The 15863-nt window shown below is 66.7% G+C and carries 15 protein-coding genes and 2 riboswitches; of the genes, 8 read left to right on the forward strand and 7 right to left on the reverse strand.

What is annotated here, in order from left to right; all coding sequences use genetic code 11:
- The first annotated feature begins 142 nt into the window (after window positions 1–142).
- Window positions 143–1234 carry a 3-deoxy-7-phosphoheptulonate synthase gene (locus THL1_RS03745; RefSeq protein ID WP_069081999.1) on the forward strand — a complete coding sequence of 364 codons (1092 nt, stop codon included), beginning with the start codon at window positions 143–145 and terminating at the stop codon, window positions 1232–1234.
- Window positions 1235–1461: 227 nt separating this feature from the next.
- On the opposite strand, the gene cobN is transcribed toward THL1_RS03745, so the two are convergent.
- Together cobN and cobW are read right to left on the reverse strand one after the other, a co-directional pair.
- Window positions 1462–5196 carry a cobaltochelatase subunit CobN gene (cobN, locus tag THL1_RS03750; protein ID WP_069082000.1) on the reverse strand — a complete coding sequence of 1245 codons (3735 nt, stop codon included), beginning with the start codon at window positions 5194–5196 and terminating at the stop codon, window positions 1462–1464.
- Between the two features lie 164 nt (window positions 5197–5360).
- Complete coding sequence (gene cobW, locus THL1_RS03755; RefSeq protein WP_069082001.1) at window positions 5361–6413, reverse strand: cobalamin biosynthesis protein CobW; 1053 nt, start codon at window positions 6411–6413, stop codon at window positions 5361–5363.
- 92 nt (window positions 6414–6505) lie between these two features.
- A riboswitch (cobalamin riboswitch) is annotated at window positions 6506–6698 on the reverse strand.
- A 58-nt stretch (window positions 6699–6756) separates the two neighbouring features.
- Window positions 6757–6974, forward strand: a riboswitch (cobalamin riboswitch).
- 103 nt (window positions 6975–7077) lie between these two features.
- Here cobW and THL1_RS03760 point away from each other — a divergent pair.
- The 6 genes from THL1_RS03760 to THL1_RS03785 all read left to right on the forward strand — a co-directional run bounded on the left by THL1_RS03760 (window position 7078) and on the right by THL1_RS03785 (window position 11064).
- Window positions 7078–7263, forward strand: a complete 186-nt coding sequence (locus tag THL1_RS03760) for a CbtB domain-containing protein (RefSeq protein ID WP_069082002.1) — start codon at window positions 7078–7080, stop codon at window positions 7261–7263.
- A gap of 11 nt (window positions 7264–7274) precedes the next feature.
- Complete coding sequence (locus tag THL1_RS03765; protein ID WP_069082003.1) at window positions 7275–7985, forward strand: CbtA family protein; 711 nt, start codon at window positions 7275–7277, stop codon at window positions 7983–7985.
- Window positions 7982–8383, forward strand: coding sequence for a cobalamin biosynthesis protein (locus THL1_RS03770; protein ID WP_069082004.1), 402 nt, complete (start codon window positions 7982–7984; stop codon window positions 8381–8383). Before THL1_RS03765 ends, THL1_RS03770 begins: the two co-directional genes overlap by 4 nt.
- Window positions 8384–8389: 6 nt before the next feature.
- A complete protein-coding gene (cobM, locus tag THL1_RS03775; protein ID WP_069082005.1) occupies window positions 8390–9160 on the forward strand; it encodes a precorrin-4 C(11)-methyltransferase in 771 nt (256 codons plus the stop codon).
- Window positions 9161–9257: 97 nt separating this feature from the next.
- Window positions 9258–10142 carry a sugar nucleotide-binding protein gene (locus THL1_RS03780; protein ID WP_069082006.1) on the forward strand — a complete coding sequence of 295 codons (885 nt, stop codon included), beginning with the start codon at window positions 9258–9260 and terminating at the stop codon, window positions 10140–10142.
- The gene (locus THL1_RS03785; RefSeq protein ID WP_069082007.1) at window positions 10135–11064 is read left to right on the forward strand and encodes an NAD-dependent epimerase/dehydratase family protein; all 930 of its coding nucleotides are present in this window, start codon (window positions 10135–10137) and stop codon (window positions 11062–11064) included. Before THL1_RS03780 ends, THL1_RS03785 begins: the two co-directional genes overlap by 8 nt.
- 277 nt (window positions 11065–11341) lie before the next feature.
- Here THL1_RS03785 and THL1_RS03790 read toward each other — a convergent pair whose 3' ends face one another.
- The 5 genes from THL1_RS03790 to THL1_RS03810 all read right to left on the reverse strand — a co-directional run bounded on the left by THL1_RS03790 (window position 11342) and on the right by THL1_RS03810 (window position 15277).
- Window positions 11342–12034, reverse strand: coding sequence for an OmpW/AlkL family protein (locus THL1_RS03790; RefSeq protein WP_069082008.1), 693 nt, complete (start codon window positions 12032–12034; stop codon window positions 11342–11344).
- Window positions 12035–12172: 138 nt separating this feature from the next.
- Window positions 12173–12691, reverse strand: a complete 519-nt coding sequence (locus tag THL1_RS03795; protein ID WP_069082009.1) for a DUF3299 domain-containing protein — start codon at window positions 12689–12691, stop codon at window positions 12173–12175.
- 7 nt (window positions 12692–12698) lie between these two features.
- Window positions 12699–13961, reverse strand: coding sequence for an ABC transporter permease (locus tag THL1_RS03800; RefSeq protein WP_069082010.1), 1263 nt, complete (start codon window positions 13959–13961; stop codon window positions 12699–12701).
- A gap of 1 nt (window position 13962) precedes the next feature.
- Entirely contained in the window at window positions 13963–14670 is a 708-nt protein-coding gene (locus THL1_RS03805; protein WP_069082011.1) for an ABC transporter ATP-binding protein, read from the reverse strand.
- 40 nt (window positions 14671–14710) lie between these two features.
- A complete protein-coding gene (locus THL1_RS03810; RefSeq protein ID WP_069082012.1) occupies window positions 14711–15277 on the reverse strand; it encodes a DUF2796 domain-containing protein in 567 nt (188 codons plus the stop codon).
- Between the two features lie 109 nt (window positions 15278–15386).
- Between THL1_RS03810 and THL1_RS03815 the strand changes: the two genes are divergently transcribed.
- Window positions 15387–15734, forward strand: a complete 348-nt coding sequence (locus tag THL1_RS03815; RefSeq protein ID WP_069082013.1) for a hypothetical protein — start codon at window positions 15387–15389, stop codon at window positions 15732–15734.
- Window positions 15735–15863 lie beyond the last annotated feature (129 nt).

The raw sequence follows: 15863 nt of genomic DNA on the forward strand, positions 1-15863 counted from the left end.
GATCAGCTACCGCACCTACCAGACCTATTACCGCAACTCCGACTGGCGATTTAGCCGCGCAGGCTCCGCACAGACACCGTTGAATCGAACACCCAGATAGCGCCGCGCGCGGATAGAGCCGCGCCGGCTGAGGACGCCAGTCATGAATTCGCACCAATCCGTTCTGCCCACCGCTGTACAGCCGCTCCATGCCCTGGCATTGGAAGCTGCCCTTCCCCCATCGCGCAGCACCCAGCCGCTGCCCACCCCCGCCGAACTGCGACAGCGCCTGCCGCTGACTCACGAGCTCGCCCGCCAGATCCGAGCCCAGCGTGACGCCGTGCGTGCTGTGCTGGATGGCGAGGATTCGCGCCTGCTGGTGGTGGTCGGCCCTTGCTCAATCCACGACCCGGAGTCCGCCCTCGACTACGCCCGGCGCCTGGCCGCCCTGGCACCTGAGGTGAGCGACCAGTTGCTGCTGGTGATGCGCGCCTACGTTGAGAAACCGCGCACCACCGTGGGCTGGAAGGGCCTGGTCTATGACCCGCACCTGGATGGTCGTGGCGACATGGCCGAGGGGCTGGCGCTGAGCCGCCGGCTGATGCTGGAGATGGCCGAGCTGGGCTTGCCGGTCGCTACCGAGCTGCTGCAGCCGCTGGTTGCCGGCTACCTGGACGACTTGCTGAGCTGGGCGGCCATCGGTGCGCGCACCAGTGAGTCGCAGATCCACCGCGAGATGGTCAGCGGCCTGGACCTGCCGGTGGGCTTCAAGAATGGAACCGACGGCAGCCTCGGCATCGCCACCGACGCCATGCGCTCGGCCGCCCATGCCCACCAGCACTTCGGCATCGACGCCCAGGGCCGCCCGGCGTTGGTGCAGACCTCCGGCAACGCGGACACCCACCTGGTGCTGCGCGGTGGCCACCAGGGGCCGAACCATGACGCAGCCAGTGTGCAGGCCGCTCGTTCCGGCCTGGAGAAACTCGGAGTTGCGCCGCGCATCCTGGTCGATTGCAGCCACGCCAACAGTGGCAAGGACCCACTGCGTCAGCCTGCGGTGCTGGAGGGCGTGATCAACCAGCGCCTGGCCGGCCAGGACGCCCTGCGTGGGGTGATGATCGAGAGCCACCTGTTCGATGGCGCGCAGTCGCTGTCCTGCGATCTGCGCTATGGCGTTTCGGTTACCGACGGCTGCCTGGGCTGGGCGGGGACCGAGGCGATCCTGCGGGAGGCGGCGCGTCGGTTGCGTGGGTGAAGGCTCCGAGCGGGGCCTGGCTTCCCTCACCCCCGGCCCCTCTCCCGGGAGGGAGAGGGGTGACTCGCGCTTGAGGGAGAGTGCCACAGTTGAACCTCGCGCGCGTACTGCTCCCTCTCCCTTTGGGAGAGGGTTGGGGTGAGGGCAATATCAGGCGGCCCGGAGCATCCGGAAGAACCCGCAATCGTGATTGATATCGCCCACAGCACCTGAGCGCCCCGCGTGAATCACTGCTCCTCGCTATCCAGCAGCAGATTTTCGATTGCCGCGCGGTAGTCACCAGGGTTTTCCCACAATCCACGTTGCTGTGCTTCCACCAGGCGTTCGGCGATGTCGCGCAGGGCGTCGGGGTTGTGCTGGCGGATGAACTCACGGGTGTCGTCGTCCAGCAGGTAGGCGTCGGCCAGTAGCTGGTACTGGTGATCGTCCACCAGTTCGCTGGTGGCGTCGAAGGCGAAGAGGTAGTCCACCGTCGCCGCCAGTTCGAAGGCGCCTTTGTAGCCGTGGCGTTTCATGCCGGCGATCCACTTCGGGTTGGCCGCGCGGGAGCGGACCACGCGGCCCAGTTCTTCCTTGAGCGAACGGATGCGCGGCAGGTCTGGCTGGCTGTGGTCGCCGTGGTAACTGGCGACTTTCTCGCCGCGCAGGGTTTCGGCGGCGGCGAGCATGCCGCCCTGGAACTGGTAGTAGTCGTTGGAATCGAGGATGTCGTGCTCGCGGTTGTCCTGATTCTGCAGCACGGCCTGCAACCCTTGCAGCCGCTGGGCGAAGCGTTCCCGCGCCGGCGTGCCGGCATCCTGGGCGCCATAGGCGTAACCGCCCCAGTTGAGGTAGACCTCGGCCAGCTCGGCGCGGTCCTGCCACTGGCGCTCTTCGATGGCGCCCTGCACGCCTGCCCCGTAGGCGCCGGGCTGGGCGCCGAACACGCGCCAGCCGGCTTGCAGGCGGGCTGTTTCGGCACTGATGCCTTCGGCTGCAAGACGCGCGCTTTCCTGCTTCACGCGGGCGGCGAGGGGGTTCATATCTTCGGGTTCGTCGAGTCCGGCCACCGCCTGCACGGCGGCGTCGAACAGGCGGATGAGGTTGGCGAAGGCATCGCGGAAGAAGCCCGACACCCGCAGCGTCACATCCACCCTTGGGCGGTCCAGCAGGGACAGCGGCAGAATCTCGAAGTCTTCCACGCGCTGGCTGCCGGCCTGCCACACCGGGCGCACGCCCATCAGCGCCAGGGCCTGGGCGATGTCGTCGCCGCCGGTGCGCATGGTCGCGGTGCCCCAGACGGAAATGCCGAGCTGGCGCAGGTGGTCGCCATGGTCCTGCAGGTGGCGTTCCAGCAGCAGGCTGGCGGACTGGAAACCCAGTCGCCAGGCCGTGGGCGTGGGCAGGTTGCGCACGTCCACGGTGAAGAAGTTGCGCCCGGTGGGCAGCACATCGAGGCGCCCGCGACTCGGCGCGCCGCTGGGGCCGGGGGGGACGAAGCGGCCTTGCAGGGCCGCCAGCACGCCGCCGATTTCAGCAACGCCGCAGGCATCCAGGGTGGGGGCGATCACGGCGCGCAGGTTGTGGATAACCGCATCGCTGGCGGGGCCGATGGAGCCGAAGTCGGGGGACTCGATCAAACCCAGCGCCAGCAGTTCAAGGCGCTCGCGGGTGTCGCCATTGCTGCGCCACGGGTCCGGGCTGACCGCCTCCAGCACCTCCGGGCGCGGTCCTTCCCATGGCTCCGCCCAGTTGAGGTCGAGCGGATCGCGCCCCAGTTGCAGGTCAGTTGCCAGGGCGCGCAGCAGGCTGGCGTTGGCGCCCTTGCCGTCGCCGCGCGGGATGCGCACCAGGGAGAGCAGCGTGTCGTTGCGCAAACGCCCGGTGGGGGATTCGCCGAACACATGAAGGCCGTCGCGGATCTGCGATTCCTTGAGGTCGCAGAGGTAGGCATCCAGTTGCGGCAGCCAGCTCTCCGGGTCGTCGCTGATGACCAGGTTCAACTCGCGGTCCAGGGCAGTGGCCTTCACCAGTTCGAGGATTTCTCCGCGCAATTGCACGGCGCGGCGCGGGTCCAGCAGGGAGGCGTCGTAGTACTCGTCGGCCAGGCGCTCCAGGTCGCGCAGCGGGCCGTAGTTCTCGGCGCGGGTCAGTGGCGGCATCAGGTGGTCGATGATCACCGCCTGGGCGCGGCGCTTGGCCTGGGCGCCTTCGCCGGGGTCGTTGACGATGAAGGGGTAGAGGTTCGGCAGCGGGCCCATCACCGCGTCCGGCCAGCACTCGGCGGACAGGCCGACGCCCTTGCCCGGCAGCCATTCCAGGTTGCCGTGCTTGCCGACGTGGATCAGCGCGTCGGCGGCGAACACTTCGCGCAACCAGAAATAGAAGGCGAGATAACCGTGGGGCGGTACCAGGTCGGCGTCGTGGTAGATGGCTGCCGGGTCCATCTGGTAACCGCGCGCCGGCTGGATACCGACGAAGGCCAGGCCGAAGCGCAGGCCGGCGACCATCATGCGGCCGCTGCGGAACATTGGGTCTTGCTGCGGCTCGCCCCAGCGTTCGCGCACGGCGCGCTGGTTGGCTTCGGGCAGGCGGGCGAAGCAGGCGAGGTAGTCGGCGAGGGCCAGGCTCTGTGCGCAGGGCCGCAGGTCGAGGCTGTCCAGGTCGTTGCTGACGCCGCCGAGCAGGCTGTGGATAAGCGCGGTTCCGCTCTCCGGCAGTCCGGCCAGCGGATAGCCTTCGGCCTCAAGCGCGCGAAGGATGTTGAGCGCGGCAGCGGGGGTATCCAGCCCCACGCCATTGCCGATACGGCCGTCGCGGGTGGGGTAGTTGGCGAGGACCAGTGCCACGCGCTTGTCGGCATTGGCCTTGCGCGACAGCGCGCACCAGCGCCGTCCCAGCTCGGCGACGAAGTCCATGCGCTCCAGTTGTGGCAGGTAACAGACCACGTCGCTCTGGCTGCGCTCGCTGCGCCAGGCCATGCCCTTGAAGCTGATGGGACGGGTGATGATGCGGCCGTCCAGCTCCGGCAGGGCGATGTGCATGGCCAGGTCGCGCGGGCCGAGGCCTTGCGGGTTTTCACGCCAGAGCGGTTCGTTGTCCAGCGAACAGATGGCCTGCAGCACCGGGATATCGCGGCGGAAGGGGCGCAGGCTGGGGGCGTCCGGGTTGGACTGGGCGAAGCCGGTGGTGTTGATGATCAGCCCGGCGCCTGCGGCGTCCAGCCAGTTTTCCACCGCCTCCAGGCACTCCGCTTCCTTGAGGCTGGCGACGGCGATGGGCAAGGGATTCAGGCCCTGGGCTTTGATACGTTCGCAAAAGGCGTCGATGAAGGCGGTGTTCGCGGCCTGCAAATGAGTGCGATAGAAGAGCAGGGCGGCCACCGGCTGGCCGGGTTGCCATTCGGCCTGCCAGTCCTCCAGCTGCGCCGGGCGGATGCGTGGGTGATAGAGGGCCGCGCGGGGGAGGGCATGCGGCTCGGCCCAGGGGGAATCGCGCTCCAACCAACGACTGGCCAGGCAATTGAAAAGCTGCCGGGCATTGTCCAGGCCACCCTGGCGCAGGTACTGCCAGAGGCGTTCGGCGTCTTCGGCCGGGACATTGCACAGGCTGGCCAGTTCCGGGTCGGGACGGTCGTCGCCGGGCACCAGGATCAGTTTTGCGCCGCGCTCGGCCAGACTCACCAACTGCTCGATGCCGTAGCGCCAGTAACCCACGCCGCCGTGCACTGAGATGAGGATGACCCTGGCGTGCTGCAACACCTCGTCCACGTACAGGTCCACCGAGGCGTGGTTCTGCAGCTGCATGGGGTTTGCCAGGCGCAGGCTCGGGTAGTCCGCCGGCAGTTCGCGGGCGGCTTCGGCCAGCAGCGCCAGGTGCGAATCGCCGCTGCAGAGGATCACCAGTTCGGCGGGGGTCTGGGCCAGGTGGGCGATGCCATCTTCGGGGACGAAGCCGCCGGGTTGGGTGCGCAGGAGGTGCATGGCGGGCCTATTTCACTGTGGGCAGCACCCTCTCCCCAGCCCTCTCCCTGAAGAGAGAGGGAGCCGGTTCGGAGTGCGGGGACGCGTCGGAATACCAGCGGGGCGCCGCGTTAGCTCCCCTCTCCCGCTTGCGGGAGAGGGGTTGGGGGAGAGGGGGGGCGGACTCACACCAGCGCCGTACGCAGTTCGTTGGCAATCACCGCCTGGTCCAGCTCCTGTCCGATCACCACCAGGCGCGTGCTACGGGTTTCTTCGCTCAGCCACTTGCGGTCGAAGTGCTTGTCGAAACGCTTGCCGACGCCCTGGATCAGGAGGCGCATGGGTTTGCCGGGGATGGCGGCAAAGCCCTTGATGCGCAGGATGTCGTGGCGTTCCACCAGTTGGCCGAGGGCCGCGATCAGGGCCGCTTCCTCGACTTCCGGGAGGTCGACGTGGAAGGAGTCGAACTCGTCGTGGTCGTGGTCTTCATGACCTTCGTGGTCGTGGTGGGTGGGGCGGCTGTCGATATGCAGCTCGGCCTCGGCGTTCAGGCCCAGCAGGACATTGAGGGGCAGCTTGCCCGCGCTGGCTTCGACGATCTTCACCGCCGGCGGCAGTTCCTCGGCCACGTCCGCGCGCACGGCGGCCAGGGCTTCTGGGCTGATCAGGTCAGCCTTGTTGAGGATTACCAGGTCGGCGCTGGCGAGCTGGTCTTCGAACAGCTCGTGCAGCGGGGATTCGTGGTCGAGGTTCGGGTCCTGCTTGCGCTGCTCGTCTACCTGCTCGGGGTGGGCGGCGAAGGTGCCGGCGGCCACGGCCGGGCTGTCGACCACGGTGATGACCGCGTCGACCGTGCAGGCATTGCGGATTTCCGGCCACTGGAAGGCCTGCACCAGCGGCTTGGGCAGGGCCAGGCCGGAGGTTTCGATGAGGATCTGGTCGAGGTCGCCACGGCGCGCTACCAGCTCACGCATGACCGGGAAGAACTCTTCCTGCACGGTGCAGCAGAGGCAGCCGTTGGCCAGCTCGAAGACGCGGCCCGCGGCCTCTTCCTCGGTGCAGCCGATGGAACACTGCTTGAGGATTTCGCCGTCGATGCCCAGTTCGCCGAACTCGTTGACGATCACCGCGATGCGGCGGCCTTCCGCGTTGTCCAGCATGTGGCGCAGGAGGGTAGTCTTACCGGCGCCGAGGAAACCGGTAACGATGGTGACGGGGAGTTTGGCCAGGGTTTTCATGCGCGCCTCTGTGTGGTCGGTCGGCGGGCATGACGAACGCAGCGGGGCTCGTCCCGCGCAACGGATTCGCCACCGGATCACCCCGCCCGGTTGTCTGGAATGTCGTCGAGGCAGGTCTCCTGGCTCACGACCCTGCGCTTGGCGCGGCGCCTTCGCCTTCCCGCTTGTGCAGTGGCGTTTCGAAGGGCCAGGGGGCGTTCACAGTTGCGGGGGCAGCCGTGGCCTTGACCACGTTCCCTCTTAGCTCCGGCGTACAACCGGAGAACCTCGAAAGGGCGAAGGCTACGCAGGGCTCAGGCGACGGTCAATCGCAGTAGTTGACGCTTGGTCGGACTCGTGATGTCCTAGCACGGTTTTTTCAGGTGCCCTGCGTCGCCGTATGCGGGGTGAAACGGGAAGTCGGTGCGTCCAATTTCGGGCAAGTCCGACGCTGCCCCCGCAACGGTAAGCGACTGTAGGGTTAAGTACGCCACTGTGCCGAACCGGCATGGGAAGGCTTGCCCATCCAGCCCCATGGCTGGCGTCGCAAGCCCGGAGACCGGCCTGATCACGTTTTGGCAACCCGCGGTGGGCGGGCGCAAGCCGGAAATCTGGGCGCTGCCGTGCCCGCTTCCCTCGCGCGCGTTCCTCTGCCGGTATCGTTAGCAACGCAGAGGGAACCCCCATGTCCAGCCGCACCCTGTCCCATTCCGCCGCTTCTTCCTCGACCCTGGCCCAACGCCTGGTGCTGGCCATCGGTGCCAGCCTGATCGGTCTGTCGCTGGTGTACTTCGCCGGCTTCTCGCACATCGAAGCCGTGCATAACGCCGCTCACGACACCCGTCACAGCGCCGCCTTCCCCTGCCACTGAGTGATGCCCCGATGATCAAGCGCATCGCCCAGACCGCCGGTTTTGCCGGCCTCATCGCCGCCCTGGTGCTGACCCTGCTGCAGAGCCTGTGGGTAACCCCGCTGATCCTGCAGGCGGAAACCTTCGAGAGTGCCGAACCTGCCGCAGTGGTCGAGCATGACCACGGGCATGGCGATACGGCCGTCGCCCATACCCACGAGCACAGTGACGAAGCCTGGGCGCCCGAGGATGGCTGGCAGCGCACCTTGTCCACGGGCGGCAGCAACCTGGTGGTCGCCGTGGGCTTCGCCCTGATCCTTGCCGGACTGTTCAGCCTGCGTGGCCCGACCCGCGCCTGGCAGGGCCTGCTCTGGGGCCTTGGCGGTTTCGCCACCTTCGCCCTGGCACCGTCCCTTGGCTTGCCGCCGGAGCTACCGGGCACCGCCGCCGCTGATCTGGCCCACCGCCAGACCTGGTGGATTGGCACTGCCGCCTCCACTGCAGTTGGTCTCGCCCTTATCGCATTCGGCCGTCATTGGGCGCTACGTGTGGCGGGCGTGGTACTGCTGGTGATTCCGCATGTGGCGGGCGCGCCGCAGCCCGAGGTGCATTCCAGCCTGGCGCCGGAAGCGCTGGAGCATGAGTTCATTGCTGCCTCCCTGATCACCAATGCGGCGTTCTGGGTCGTGCTCGGCTGGGCCGCAGCCTGGCTGTACCAGCGCCACGCATCGCCCTCCGCTTGAAGCTGGTCGCCGGGCTGGGCTGTCGACGTGGCTGCCCGGCAGACGAGCTACAAGGCCTGCTGATGCAGTGCCTTGCCGAGGCCGGTGCCTCGCTCGAAGAACTGGTCGCCCTGGCCAGCAGCGAGGCGAAGGTTGCAGAGCCCGGGCTGATGGCCCTGGCCGAGCGGTTGGGGCTGTCGCTGCATGGCCTGCCTGTGGATATCCTCGCGGCCTTTGAAACTCGCCTGAGCCAGCCGTCCGAGCAGGTTCGCGAGGCCGTCGGCAGCGCGGGCGTGGCTGAGGCCGCCGCGCTGGCCCAGGCCGAGGCCCTGTCCGGCGCTCGCGCTACCCTGATTATCGATAAACGCCGCAGTGCCAGCGCTACCTGTGCCCTGGCCTGTATCCAGCACGAGGCTTAGCGGCCCATGACGGTCTTTTTCATTGGCGCCGGTCCCGGCGATCCGGAACTCATCACCGTGAAGGGGCAGCGCCTGATCCGTGCCTGCCCGGTGATCCTTTACGCTGGCTCGCTGGTGCCCGAGGCGGTGCTGGCCGGGCACAGTGCGGAGTTGGTGGTGAATACCGCTGAGCTGCATCTGGACGAAATCGTTGCGCTGCTGGCCGAAGCCCATGCCAAGGGGCAGGATGTGGCGCGGGTGCATTCGGGTGATCCGTCGCTCTACGGCGCCATCGGGGAGCAGATTCGCCATCTGCGCGAACAGGATATCCCCTACGAAGTGGTGCCGGGGGTGACCGCTACCGCCGCCTGTGCTGCGCTGCTGGGGTGCGAGCTGACCCTGCCGGAGGTCTCGCAGACGCTGATCCTCACCCGCTACGCGAGCAAGACGCGGATGCCTGAAGGGGAAGCGCTGGGCGATCTGGCCCGCCATCGCGCGACCATGGCCATTCACCTGGGCGTGAGCCAACTGGAAAAGATCGTCCAGGAGTTGCTGCCGCACTACGGTGCCGAGTGCCCCATCGCCGTGATCCATCGCGCCAGCTGGCCCGACCAGGAGCAGGTCACCGGCACGCTCGGGGATATTCTGCCCAAGGTGGCGGCGCGGGATTTCCGTCGCACGGCGCTGATCCTGGTGGGCGAGGTGCTGGCCGCCGAAGGCTTCGCCGATTCGTCACTCTACCGTGCCGGGCACACGCACCTGTATCGCCCGGCCAGGACCGAGCCGCCACGCGGCTAGTGACGTACGGCGGTGAAACCCGCAGAATGCGGCTCTTATGCGGCGGGCGAATGGCCCGCCTACTCCTTCTAACCGGCTTTAAGCGACCTTTTTCTCTATGCGAATGCGCTTGATGCTGTTGGGTGGCGGCAATTCACTCGGACAGGCGCTGATTCGCCTCGGTGCCGAGGAAGACATCGGTTTTCTCGCTCCGCGCCCGCCCGAACAGGGCTGGGACGCCGCCAGCCTGACCCAGCTGCTCGATGACACCCGGCCCGATGCCGTGGTCAACCTCGCCTACTACTTCGACTGGTTCCAGGCCGACGAAGTCAGCGACGCCCGCCTGACCGCCCAGGAACGCGGCGTGGAACGCCTGGCCGAGCTCTGCCAGCACCACGGCATCGTCCTGCTGCAACCTTCCAGTTATCGCGTTTTCGATGGTTCCCGAGCCACCGCCTACAGCGAGAAGGACGAGACCGTTCCGCTCAGCCAGCGCGGCAAGGCGATCTGGCGCATGGAACAGAGCGTTCGCGCGGCCTGCCCCAGGCACGTGTTGCTGCGATTCGGCTGGTTGCTGGACGACAGCCGGGATGGCGTGCTGGGACGTTTCCTAAGCCGTGCTGCGCAGGATGACGAGATCTGCCTGGCGGACGATCGCCGCGGTAATCCCACGCCGGTGGACGACGCCGCCCGGGTACTCCTGGCCGTGATCAAGCAACTCGATTGCCAGGCGCCGCTTTGGGGCACCTATCACTACGGCGGCCATGAGGCGACCACGCCCCTGGCACTGGGGCAGGCGCTGCTCAGCGAGGCTCGCGGCCTGCACCCGTTGACGGTGCAGGACATCACGCCTCAGGCCCACGCCGCCCGCCCCGATGCGTCAGATGAGCCGCAGAACGCGGTGCTGGCCTGCAAGAAAATCCTTCATACCTTCGGCATCAAGCCGCGTGCCTGGCGCGCCGCGTTGCCGACCCTGCTGGACCGTTACTACCGCCATGGCTGATTCCCCCATTCTCATCACCGGCGGCGCCGGTTTCATCGGCTCGCACCTGGCTGATGCGCTGCTCGCCAAGGGCCATGCCGTACGCGTGCTGGACAATCTTTCTTCCGGCAAGCGTGCCAACCTGGCACTGGATAACCCGAAGCTGGAACTGATCGAGGGCGATGTGGCCGACGCGGCCCTGTTGTCGCGCGCGATGGCGGGCTGCAAGGCCGTGGCGCACCTGGCGGCGGTGGCTTCGGTGCAGGCCTCGGTGGACGACCCGGTAGCGACCCACCAGAGCAATTTCATCGGCACCCTGAATCTGTGCGAAGCCATGCGCGAGCACGGCGTGAAGCGGGTGATCTTCGCCTCCAGCGCGGCAGTCTACGGCCAGAACGGCGAAGGCACCGCCATCGACGAAGACACCCCGAAGGCGCCGCTGACTCCCTACGCGGCGGACAAGCTGGCCAGCGAGCACTATCTGGATTTCTACCGTCGCCAGCACGGGCTTGAGCCGGCAGTGTTCCGCTTCTTCAACATCTTCGGCCCACGTCAGGACCCGTCTTCGCCCTATTCCGGGGTGATCAGCATCTTCACCGAGCGAGCCCTCGCTGGTTTGCCGATCACCGTATTCGGAGATGGCGAGCAGACCCGCGACTTCGTTTATGTCGGCGACCTGGTAAAGGTGCTGGTGCAGGCGCTGGAAGCGGAGTGGCTGGAGGCCGGTCCGGTGAACGTCGGCCTCAACAAGGCCACCAGCCTCAAGCAACTGCTCGCCGCCATCGGTGAAGTGTTGGGCGACTTGCCGCCGGTGACTCATGCTGAGTCGCGCGCCGGCGATATCCGCCACTCGCGGGCAAACAATGCCCGCCTGCTGCTGCGCTATGACTTCCCAGCGGCAACGCCTCTGCGCGAGGGCGTGGCGCGCCTGCTGGGACGGTAACCTTTCCCACCGGTGGCCCTGCCCCTATAAGGGGGCAGGGCCTACCTACGCGACTCGGTCCCCTCCGTAGGGTGCGCCATGCGCACCGGGCGCGGGATTAACCGCTGCGCCTCGCTCAAGCCTTGGTGCGCACGGCGCACCCTACCTGCTCGGCTCCGTCGCTCTATCCAGACAACTCGAGTCGTAACAGGCAGAGCCCGCCACTCAATTTCCAGGCAGAAAAAAAGGCGCCCGAAGGCGCCTTTGGCGGGGGTATTCCTCCCCAGGAAGATCTCGCTTAGAACTTGTAGCCGAGGCCGACCATGTAGACCCAGGGGTCGACGTCCACGTCGACGTTGGCACGCACGCCGAGGGCGGTGTTGTCGACGTACGCACGGGTATCGATGTCGATGTAGCGGACCTGGGCGTTGACCATTACGTGATCGGTCAGCATGTAGTCGGCGCCGACCTGCCAGGCCATGCCCCAGGAGTTCTTGGCGCGGAAATTGTCGAAGCCGGCTGCGGTCGCGCCGCTGCCTACGTGCTCATCGAAGATCCAGGTGTAGTTGATGCCGGCGCCCAGGTAGGGCTGGAAGGCTGACTTGGAATCCAGCGGGTAGTACACGAGGCTGAGGGTCGGCGGCAGGTGCTTGAGGGAGCCGAGTCTGCCATTGGCGGCGTCGAGGGCGGTGCCCTTGAGTTTCACTTCATGCTCGAAGGGGGTGGCGGCGAGCAGTTCCAGACCCAGGTGGTCGGTGAGCATATAGGCGAAGTTCAGCCCCAACTGGGTGTCGCTGTCCATGGTGGCCTTGCCGCCGAGATCGGCACCGGCGAGGGCGCCGCGGTCGACCTTGACACTGGAGCTGTCGGCGTCCGGGTTGACCGTGATGGCACCTGCGCGAATCAGGATGTCACCCGCCTGGTGCGCCTGGGCCAGGGGCGAGGCGACGGCAAGAGCGAGCAGGGATGCGGTGAAAAGATGCTTGCGCATGTAAGGCTCCAGTCAGTTCTAAGAGTGTTGGACTGGCGCCAGTTTCAGTAATTAGGAAGCTTTGTATCTTGATCCAGAGCAATGCCGATGAGCTTCCGCCGAAAAGGCCCGATGGAATCGGGCCTTTGTGTGGCAGGCTCAGCTGCCGGGGGATTCGTACGGATAGATCTTGCTCGCATCCATCTGGTAACCGGCTTCGGCCAGCTCGCTGCTGCTGGCCTTCACCTGCAACGGGCCTTCGATCCAGAACGGTTGGTAGAGGGCGTCCATCAGCACGCCCAGCTCACTCTTCACATGGACGATCTGGTTCGACGGCGGTGGCGGCACATGGATGCAGGCGCCGAAGTAGGGAACCAGGAGGAACTCGGTGACACGGCCTTCTTCGGTCACATCCAGCGGCACGATATAACCCGGCAGCTTCACCTCCTGGCCATCCAGCGCCTTGACCACCGGGGCCGCTGGCGATTGCTGGCTGGCGGCCGGGCCGGCTTCGGCGTTGAGCGCGTCGGAGAGCTGCGAGAGGTCGTGGATGGGGGCCGGTGGCGCGGGAGGCGGGGCGCCTTCGGGGATCATCTCGGCCCAGGTCAGCTCGCGTGCCTCGCCGGCCCAGAGCGGGGAGGAAAGGGTCAGCAACAGGGCCAGCAGGATGCGCGTCATGGAAGTCTCACAGGCGAATGGACAGACCGTCGGCCAGCGACTGCCGGTAGGCACGCCAGGCTGGCACCACGCCCATCAACAGGGCGGCGGCCAGAATAGCGCCGAGCAGCGTCCACTCATAGGGGCTGGGCAGGGTAAGCGGCAGGTAGAGGCCGTAGCTGGCCTGCACATAGCCCTGACCGAGGCCGATGCCCAGGTACAGCAGCCCCACGCCCAGCACCGCGCCGGCCAGGGCCAGGGCGAACGCCTCCAGCACCAGCAGGCTGCCCACATGCCAGGGGCGCGCGCCCACCGAGCGGAGGATGGCCATTTCGCGGCGTCGCTCATTGAGGCTGGTGAGGATGGCCGTGAGCATGCCGATCAACCCGGTCAGCACCACGAACAGCGAGACCACGAACAGCGCCTTCTCCGCCGTGCCCATCAGGCTCCAGAGCTCCTGCAACGCCACGCCGGGAAGGATTGCCAGCAGTGGCTCGCCCCGGTATTCGTTGATCTGCCGTTGCAGGGCGAAGGTGGCGATCTTGCTGTTCAGGCCGAGCATGAAGGCGGTGATGGCCCTGGGCTGCAGGTCCATGGCGCGTGCCTGGTCGACGCTGACCTTGCCGGCGCCGCGGGCGGGCACACCGTTCTGCCAGTCCACGTGCAGGGCTTCCATGCCGGCCAGGGAAATGTGCAGGGTGCGGTCCACCGGCGTACCGGTGCGTGCGAGGATGCCGACGACGGTGAAGGGCTTGTCGTCGTGCTGTACCAGGCTGACGGTGCTGACGCCGTGGGCCAGTACCAGTTCGTCCCCCAGCCTGTAGTGCAGGGCTTCGGCCACCTCGGCGCCCAGGACCACCTCGAACATGTCGGCGAAGGGCTTGCCTTCGGCCAGTTGCAGCGGTTGGCCACGGCCGTAGCGGTAATGCTCGAAGTAGGCCGCGCTGGTGCCCATCACCCGGTAGCCCCGGTGGGAGTCGCCGAGGGACAGAGGGATGGCCCATTTCACCCGTTTGTCCTGGGCGATGGTTTCGAAGCTGTCCCAGCGGATGTTGTTGGTGGCGTTGCCGATGCGGAACACCGAGTAGAGCAGGAGGTTCACCGAGCCGGAGCGGGCGCCGACGATCAGGTCGGTGCCGCTGATGGTGCTGGCGAAGCTGGCGCGCGCCTCGGTTCGCACCCGCTCCACCGCCAGCAGCAGGCAGACCGAGAGCGCGATGGCGAAGACCGTCAGCAGCGCAGTGAAACGGCGGTTGGCGAGACTGGCCAGGGCCAGGCGCAGCAGATACATCTCAATCCTCCTCGAGGCGCGCAGCGTGGTTCAGGTCCGCCAGGGACAGGCTGCGATCGAACAGCGGCGCCAGGCTCTGGTCGTGGCTGACGAACAACAGGCTGGCACCGGCTTCGTCGCATTCGGCGAAGAGCAGCTTGAGGAAGGCCTCGCGGGCATCGGCATCCAGGGCCGAGGTGGGCTCGTCGGCGATCACCAGTTCCGGCTGGCCGATCAGGGCGCGGGCGGCGGCCACTCGCTGCTGCTGGCCGATCGAAAGTGCATCGGCGCGGCGTTGCAGCAACTCTTCTTTCAGGCCGAGGTGACGCAACAGTGTGGCGGCAGCCTGGTCGACGCTCCCATGGCGCTGGCGCGCGCGTTTGGCGCGCAGGCGTGAGAAGCGGCAGGGCAGTTCGACGTTTTCGCGCACCGAGAGGAACGGCAGCAGGTTGAACTGCTGGAAGATGTAGCCGGTGTGGTCGACACGGAAGTGGTCGCGGGCACTGGCGGAGAGTCTGGCGAGGTCCTGACCGAGCAGGTGGATGCTGCCCCGGCCGGGTTTCTGCACGCCGCCGAGCAGTCCGAGCAAGGTGGTCTTGCCGCTGCCGCTGGGGCCCTTGAGGAAGAGGCTTTCGCCGCGTTTCAGGGAAAACTCGGGGATATCGAGCAATTCCGGATGGCCGGGCCAGGCAAAGCCCAGCCCCTGGAGTTCGATTAGTGTCTGGCTCATGGGCAGCCGACCGGGTTGCCCTGGTCGGGAATGTCGGCGATTAGAAGTTCAGGGTGGCGTTGGCGGCGCTCAGTTCCGCGCCTTGCTGGCCCTGCGGGCCGATCAGTTGTACCTGAATTTTCCGGGTGGCGGGGAAGTGCTTGAACAGCGGCCCAAGGTCCAGGACCTTCAGCGCCTCGGGGCTGGCGCATTCGAGTTGGTAGTGGGCATGGACTTCGCTGTGCTCGTTGTCGTGGCCCTTGGCATGTTCATCGGCGCGACTCTGTTCGCCGAACAGCGGACTTTCGATCTCCTGGTCCGTTACCTTGCAACCCGCCTCTGCGGGGAGGGCGAACAGCGCCATGGGTTTTTCCAGGCCGGCGCGTGCGGCTGCGATCTTGGCCTTGTCGGCATCACTCCGGGCCGCGTGTTCGAAACCCACCAGGTTCATGGCCGGGCTTTCCAGCTCCAACTCGAGGCTCTTGCCATCCAGTGCGACGTTCAGTTGCGCCACGCCGTGCTCGTGGGCATCCAGGCTGCCGTGGTCGTGATCATGTTCGTGCTCATTGGCCTGGACAGTAGCCAATGGCAGCAGGGCGAAAGGCAGTGCAAGCAGCAGGCGACGCATGGGAAGACTCTCCGGCATGGGGAAAAATAATATGGTTACGTTATAACAAATGTAGGCAGGCCGCCAGCGTCGTGGGAGCATTGCGCATTCGTTTCGCAAGGAGTTGGACATGCTGCGCATACGCGGACAGATCGGCGAGTGGCCGGTGGACCTGACGGTGGAGATGGATGCCGAAGACTGGGATCAATTAGCCAGCCGCCTGTCTCCTGACAGGGTCGTCCGGGCCCCGGCTGAGCCCAGGACCCCGAGCGCCCCGCGCAGTGACGCGCTCTGGGATACCGCCCAGCAGTTGTTGCGCGACGCCGGGCAAATGGAAGGTCCGCGCCTGCTGGCGGAACTGGAAGCCCTGGCTGGTGGCGTTGCAGCGGGCAAGCGCTTGCTGGTGCGCTTGCGCCATTGCGAACAGGTCCATATGGAAGCGGGGGAGGATGCCCCTCTCTATATCTGGAAGGGTTGACGAACCGTGGGAGCGACTTCAATCGCGAATAAATTCGCTCCAACAGATCAAGGGTGGATGGCGTTTTTCCATCCACCAGCGGCGTGATGCCGGGCCTCAAATGGTGGACCGGTGAAGCGTGGTCCACCC

The sequence above is a fragment of the Pseudomonas sp. TCU-HL1 genome, assembly GCF_001708505.1.
In the GTDB taxonomy this organism is placed as follows: Bacteria; Pseudomonadota; Gammaproteobacteria; order Pseudomonadales; family Pseudomonadaceae; genus Metapseudomonas.

What these genes read in the sequence shown, in the direction of transcription:
- THL1_RS03790 (WP_069082008.1), bottom strand. Translation starts at nt 12,034, where the DNA reads ATGCGCAAGCATCTTTTCACCGCATCCCTGCTCGCTCTTGCCGTCGCC.
- THL1_RS03810 (WP_069082012.1), bottom strand. Translation starts at nt 15,277, where the DNA reads ATGCGTCGCCTGCTGCTTGCACTGCCTTTCGCCCTGCTGCCATTGGCT.
- THL1_RS03800 (WP_069082010.1), bottom strand. Translation starts at nt 13,961, where the DNA reads ATGTATCTGCTGCGCCTGGCCCTGGCCAGTCTCGCCAACCGCCGTTTC.
- cobM (WP_069082005.1), top strand. Translation starts at nt 8,390, where the DNA reads ATGACGGTCTTTTTCATTGGCGCCGGTCCCGGCGATCCGGAACTCATC.
- cobN (WP_069082000.1), bottom strand. Translation starts at nt 5,196, where the DNA reads ATGCACCTCCTGCGCACCCAACCCGGCGGCTTCGTCCCCGAAGATGGC.
- THL1_RS03805 (WP_069082011.1), bottom strand. Translation starts at nt 14,670, where the DNA reads ATGAGCCAGACACTAATCGAACTCCAGGGGCTGGGCTTTGCCTGGCCC.
- THL1_RS03765 (WP_069082003.1), top strand. Translation starts at nt 7,275, where the DNA reads ATGATCAAGCGCATCGCCCAGACCGCCGGTTTTGCCGGCCTCATCGCC.
- THL1_RS03815 (WP_069082013.1), top strand. Translation starts at nt 15,387, where the DNA reads ATGCTGCGCATACGCGGACAGATCGGCGAGTGGCCGGTGGACCTGACG.
- THL1_RS03760 (WP_069082002.1), top strand. Translation starts at nt 7,078, where the DNA reads ATGTCCAGCCGCACCCTGTCCCATTCCGCCGCTTCTTCCTCGACCCTG.
- THL1_RS03745 (WP_069081999.1), top strand. Translation starts at nt 143, where the DNA reads ATGAATTCGCACCAATCCGTTCTGCCCACCGCTGTACAGCCGCTCCAT.
- THL1_RS03795 (WP_069082009.1), bottom strand. Translation starts at nt 12,691, where the DNA reads ATGACGCGCATCCTGCTGGCCCTGTTGCTGACCCTTTCCTCCCCGCTC.
- THL1_RS03780 (WP_069082006.1), top strand. Translation starts at nt 9,258, where the DNA reads ATGCGAATGCGCTTGATGCTGTTGGGTGGCGGCAATTCACTCGGACAG.
- cobW (WP_069082001.1), bottom strand. Translation starts at nt 6,413, where the DNA reads ATGAAAACCCTGGCCAAACTCCCCGTCACCATCGTTACCGGTTTCCTC.
- THL1_RS03785 (WP_069082007.1), top strand. Translation starts at nt 10,135, where the DNA reads ATGGCTGATTCCCCCATTCTCATCACCGGCGGCGCCGGTTTCATCGGC.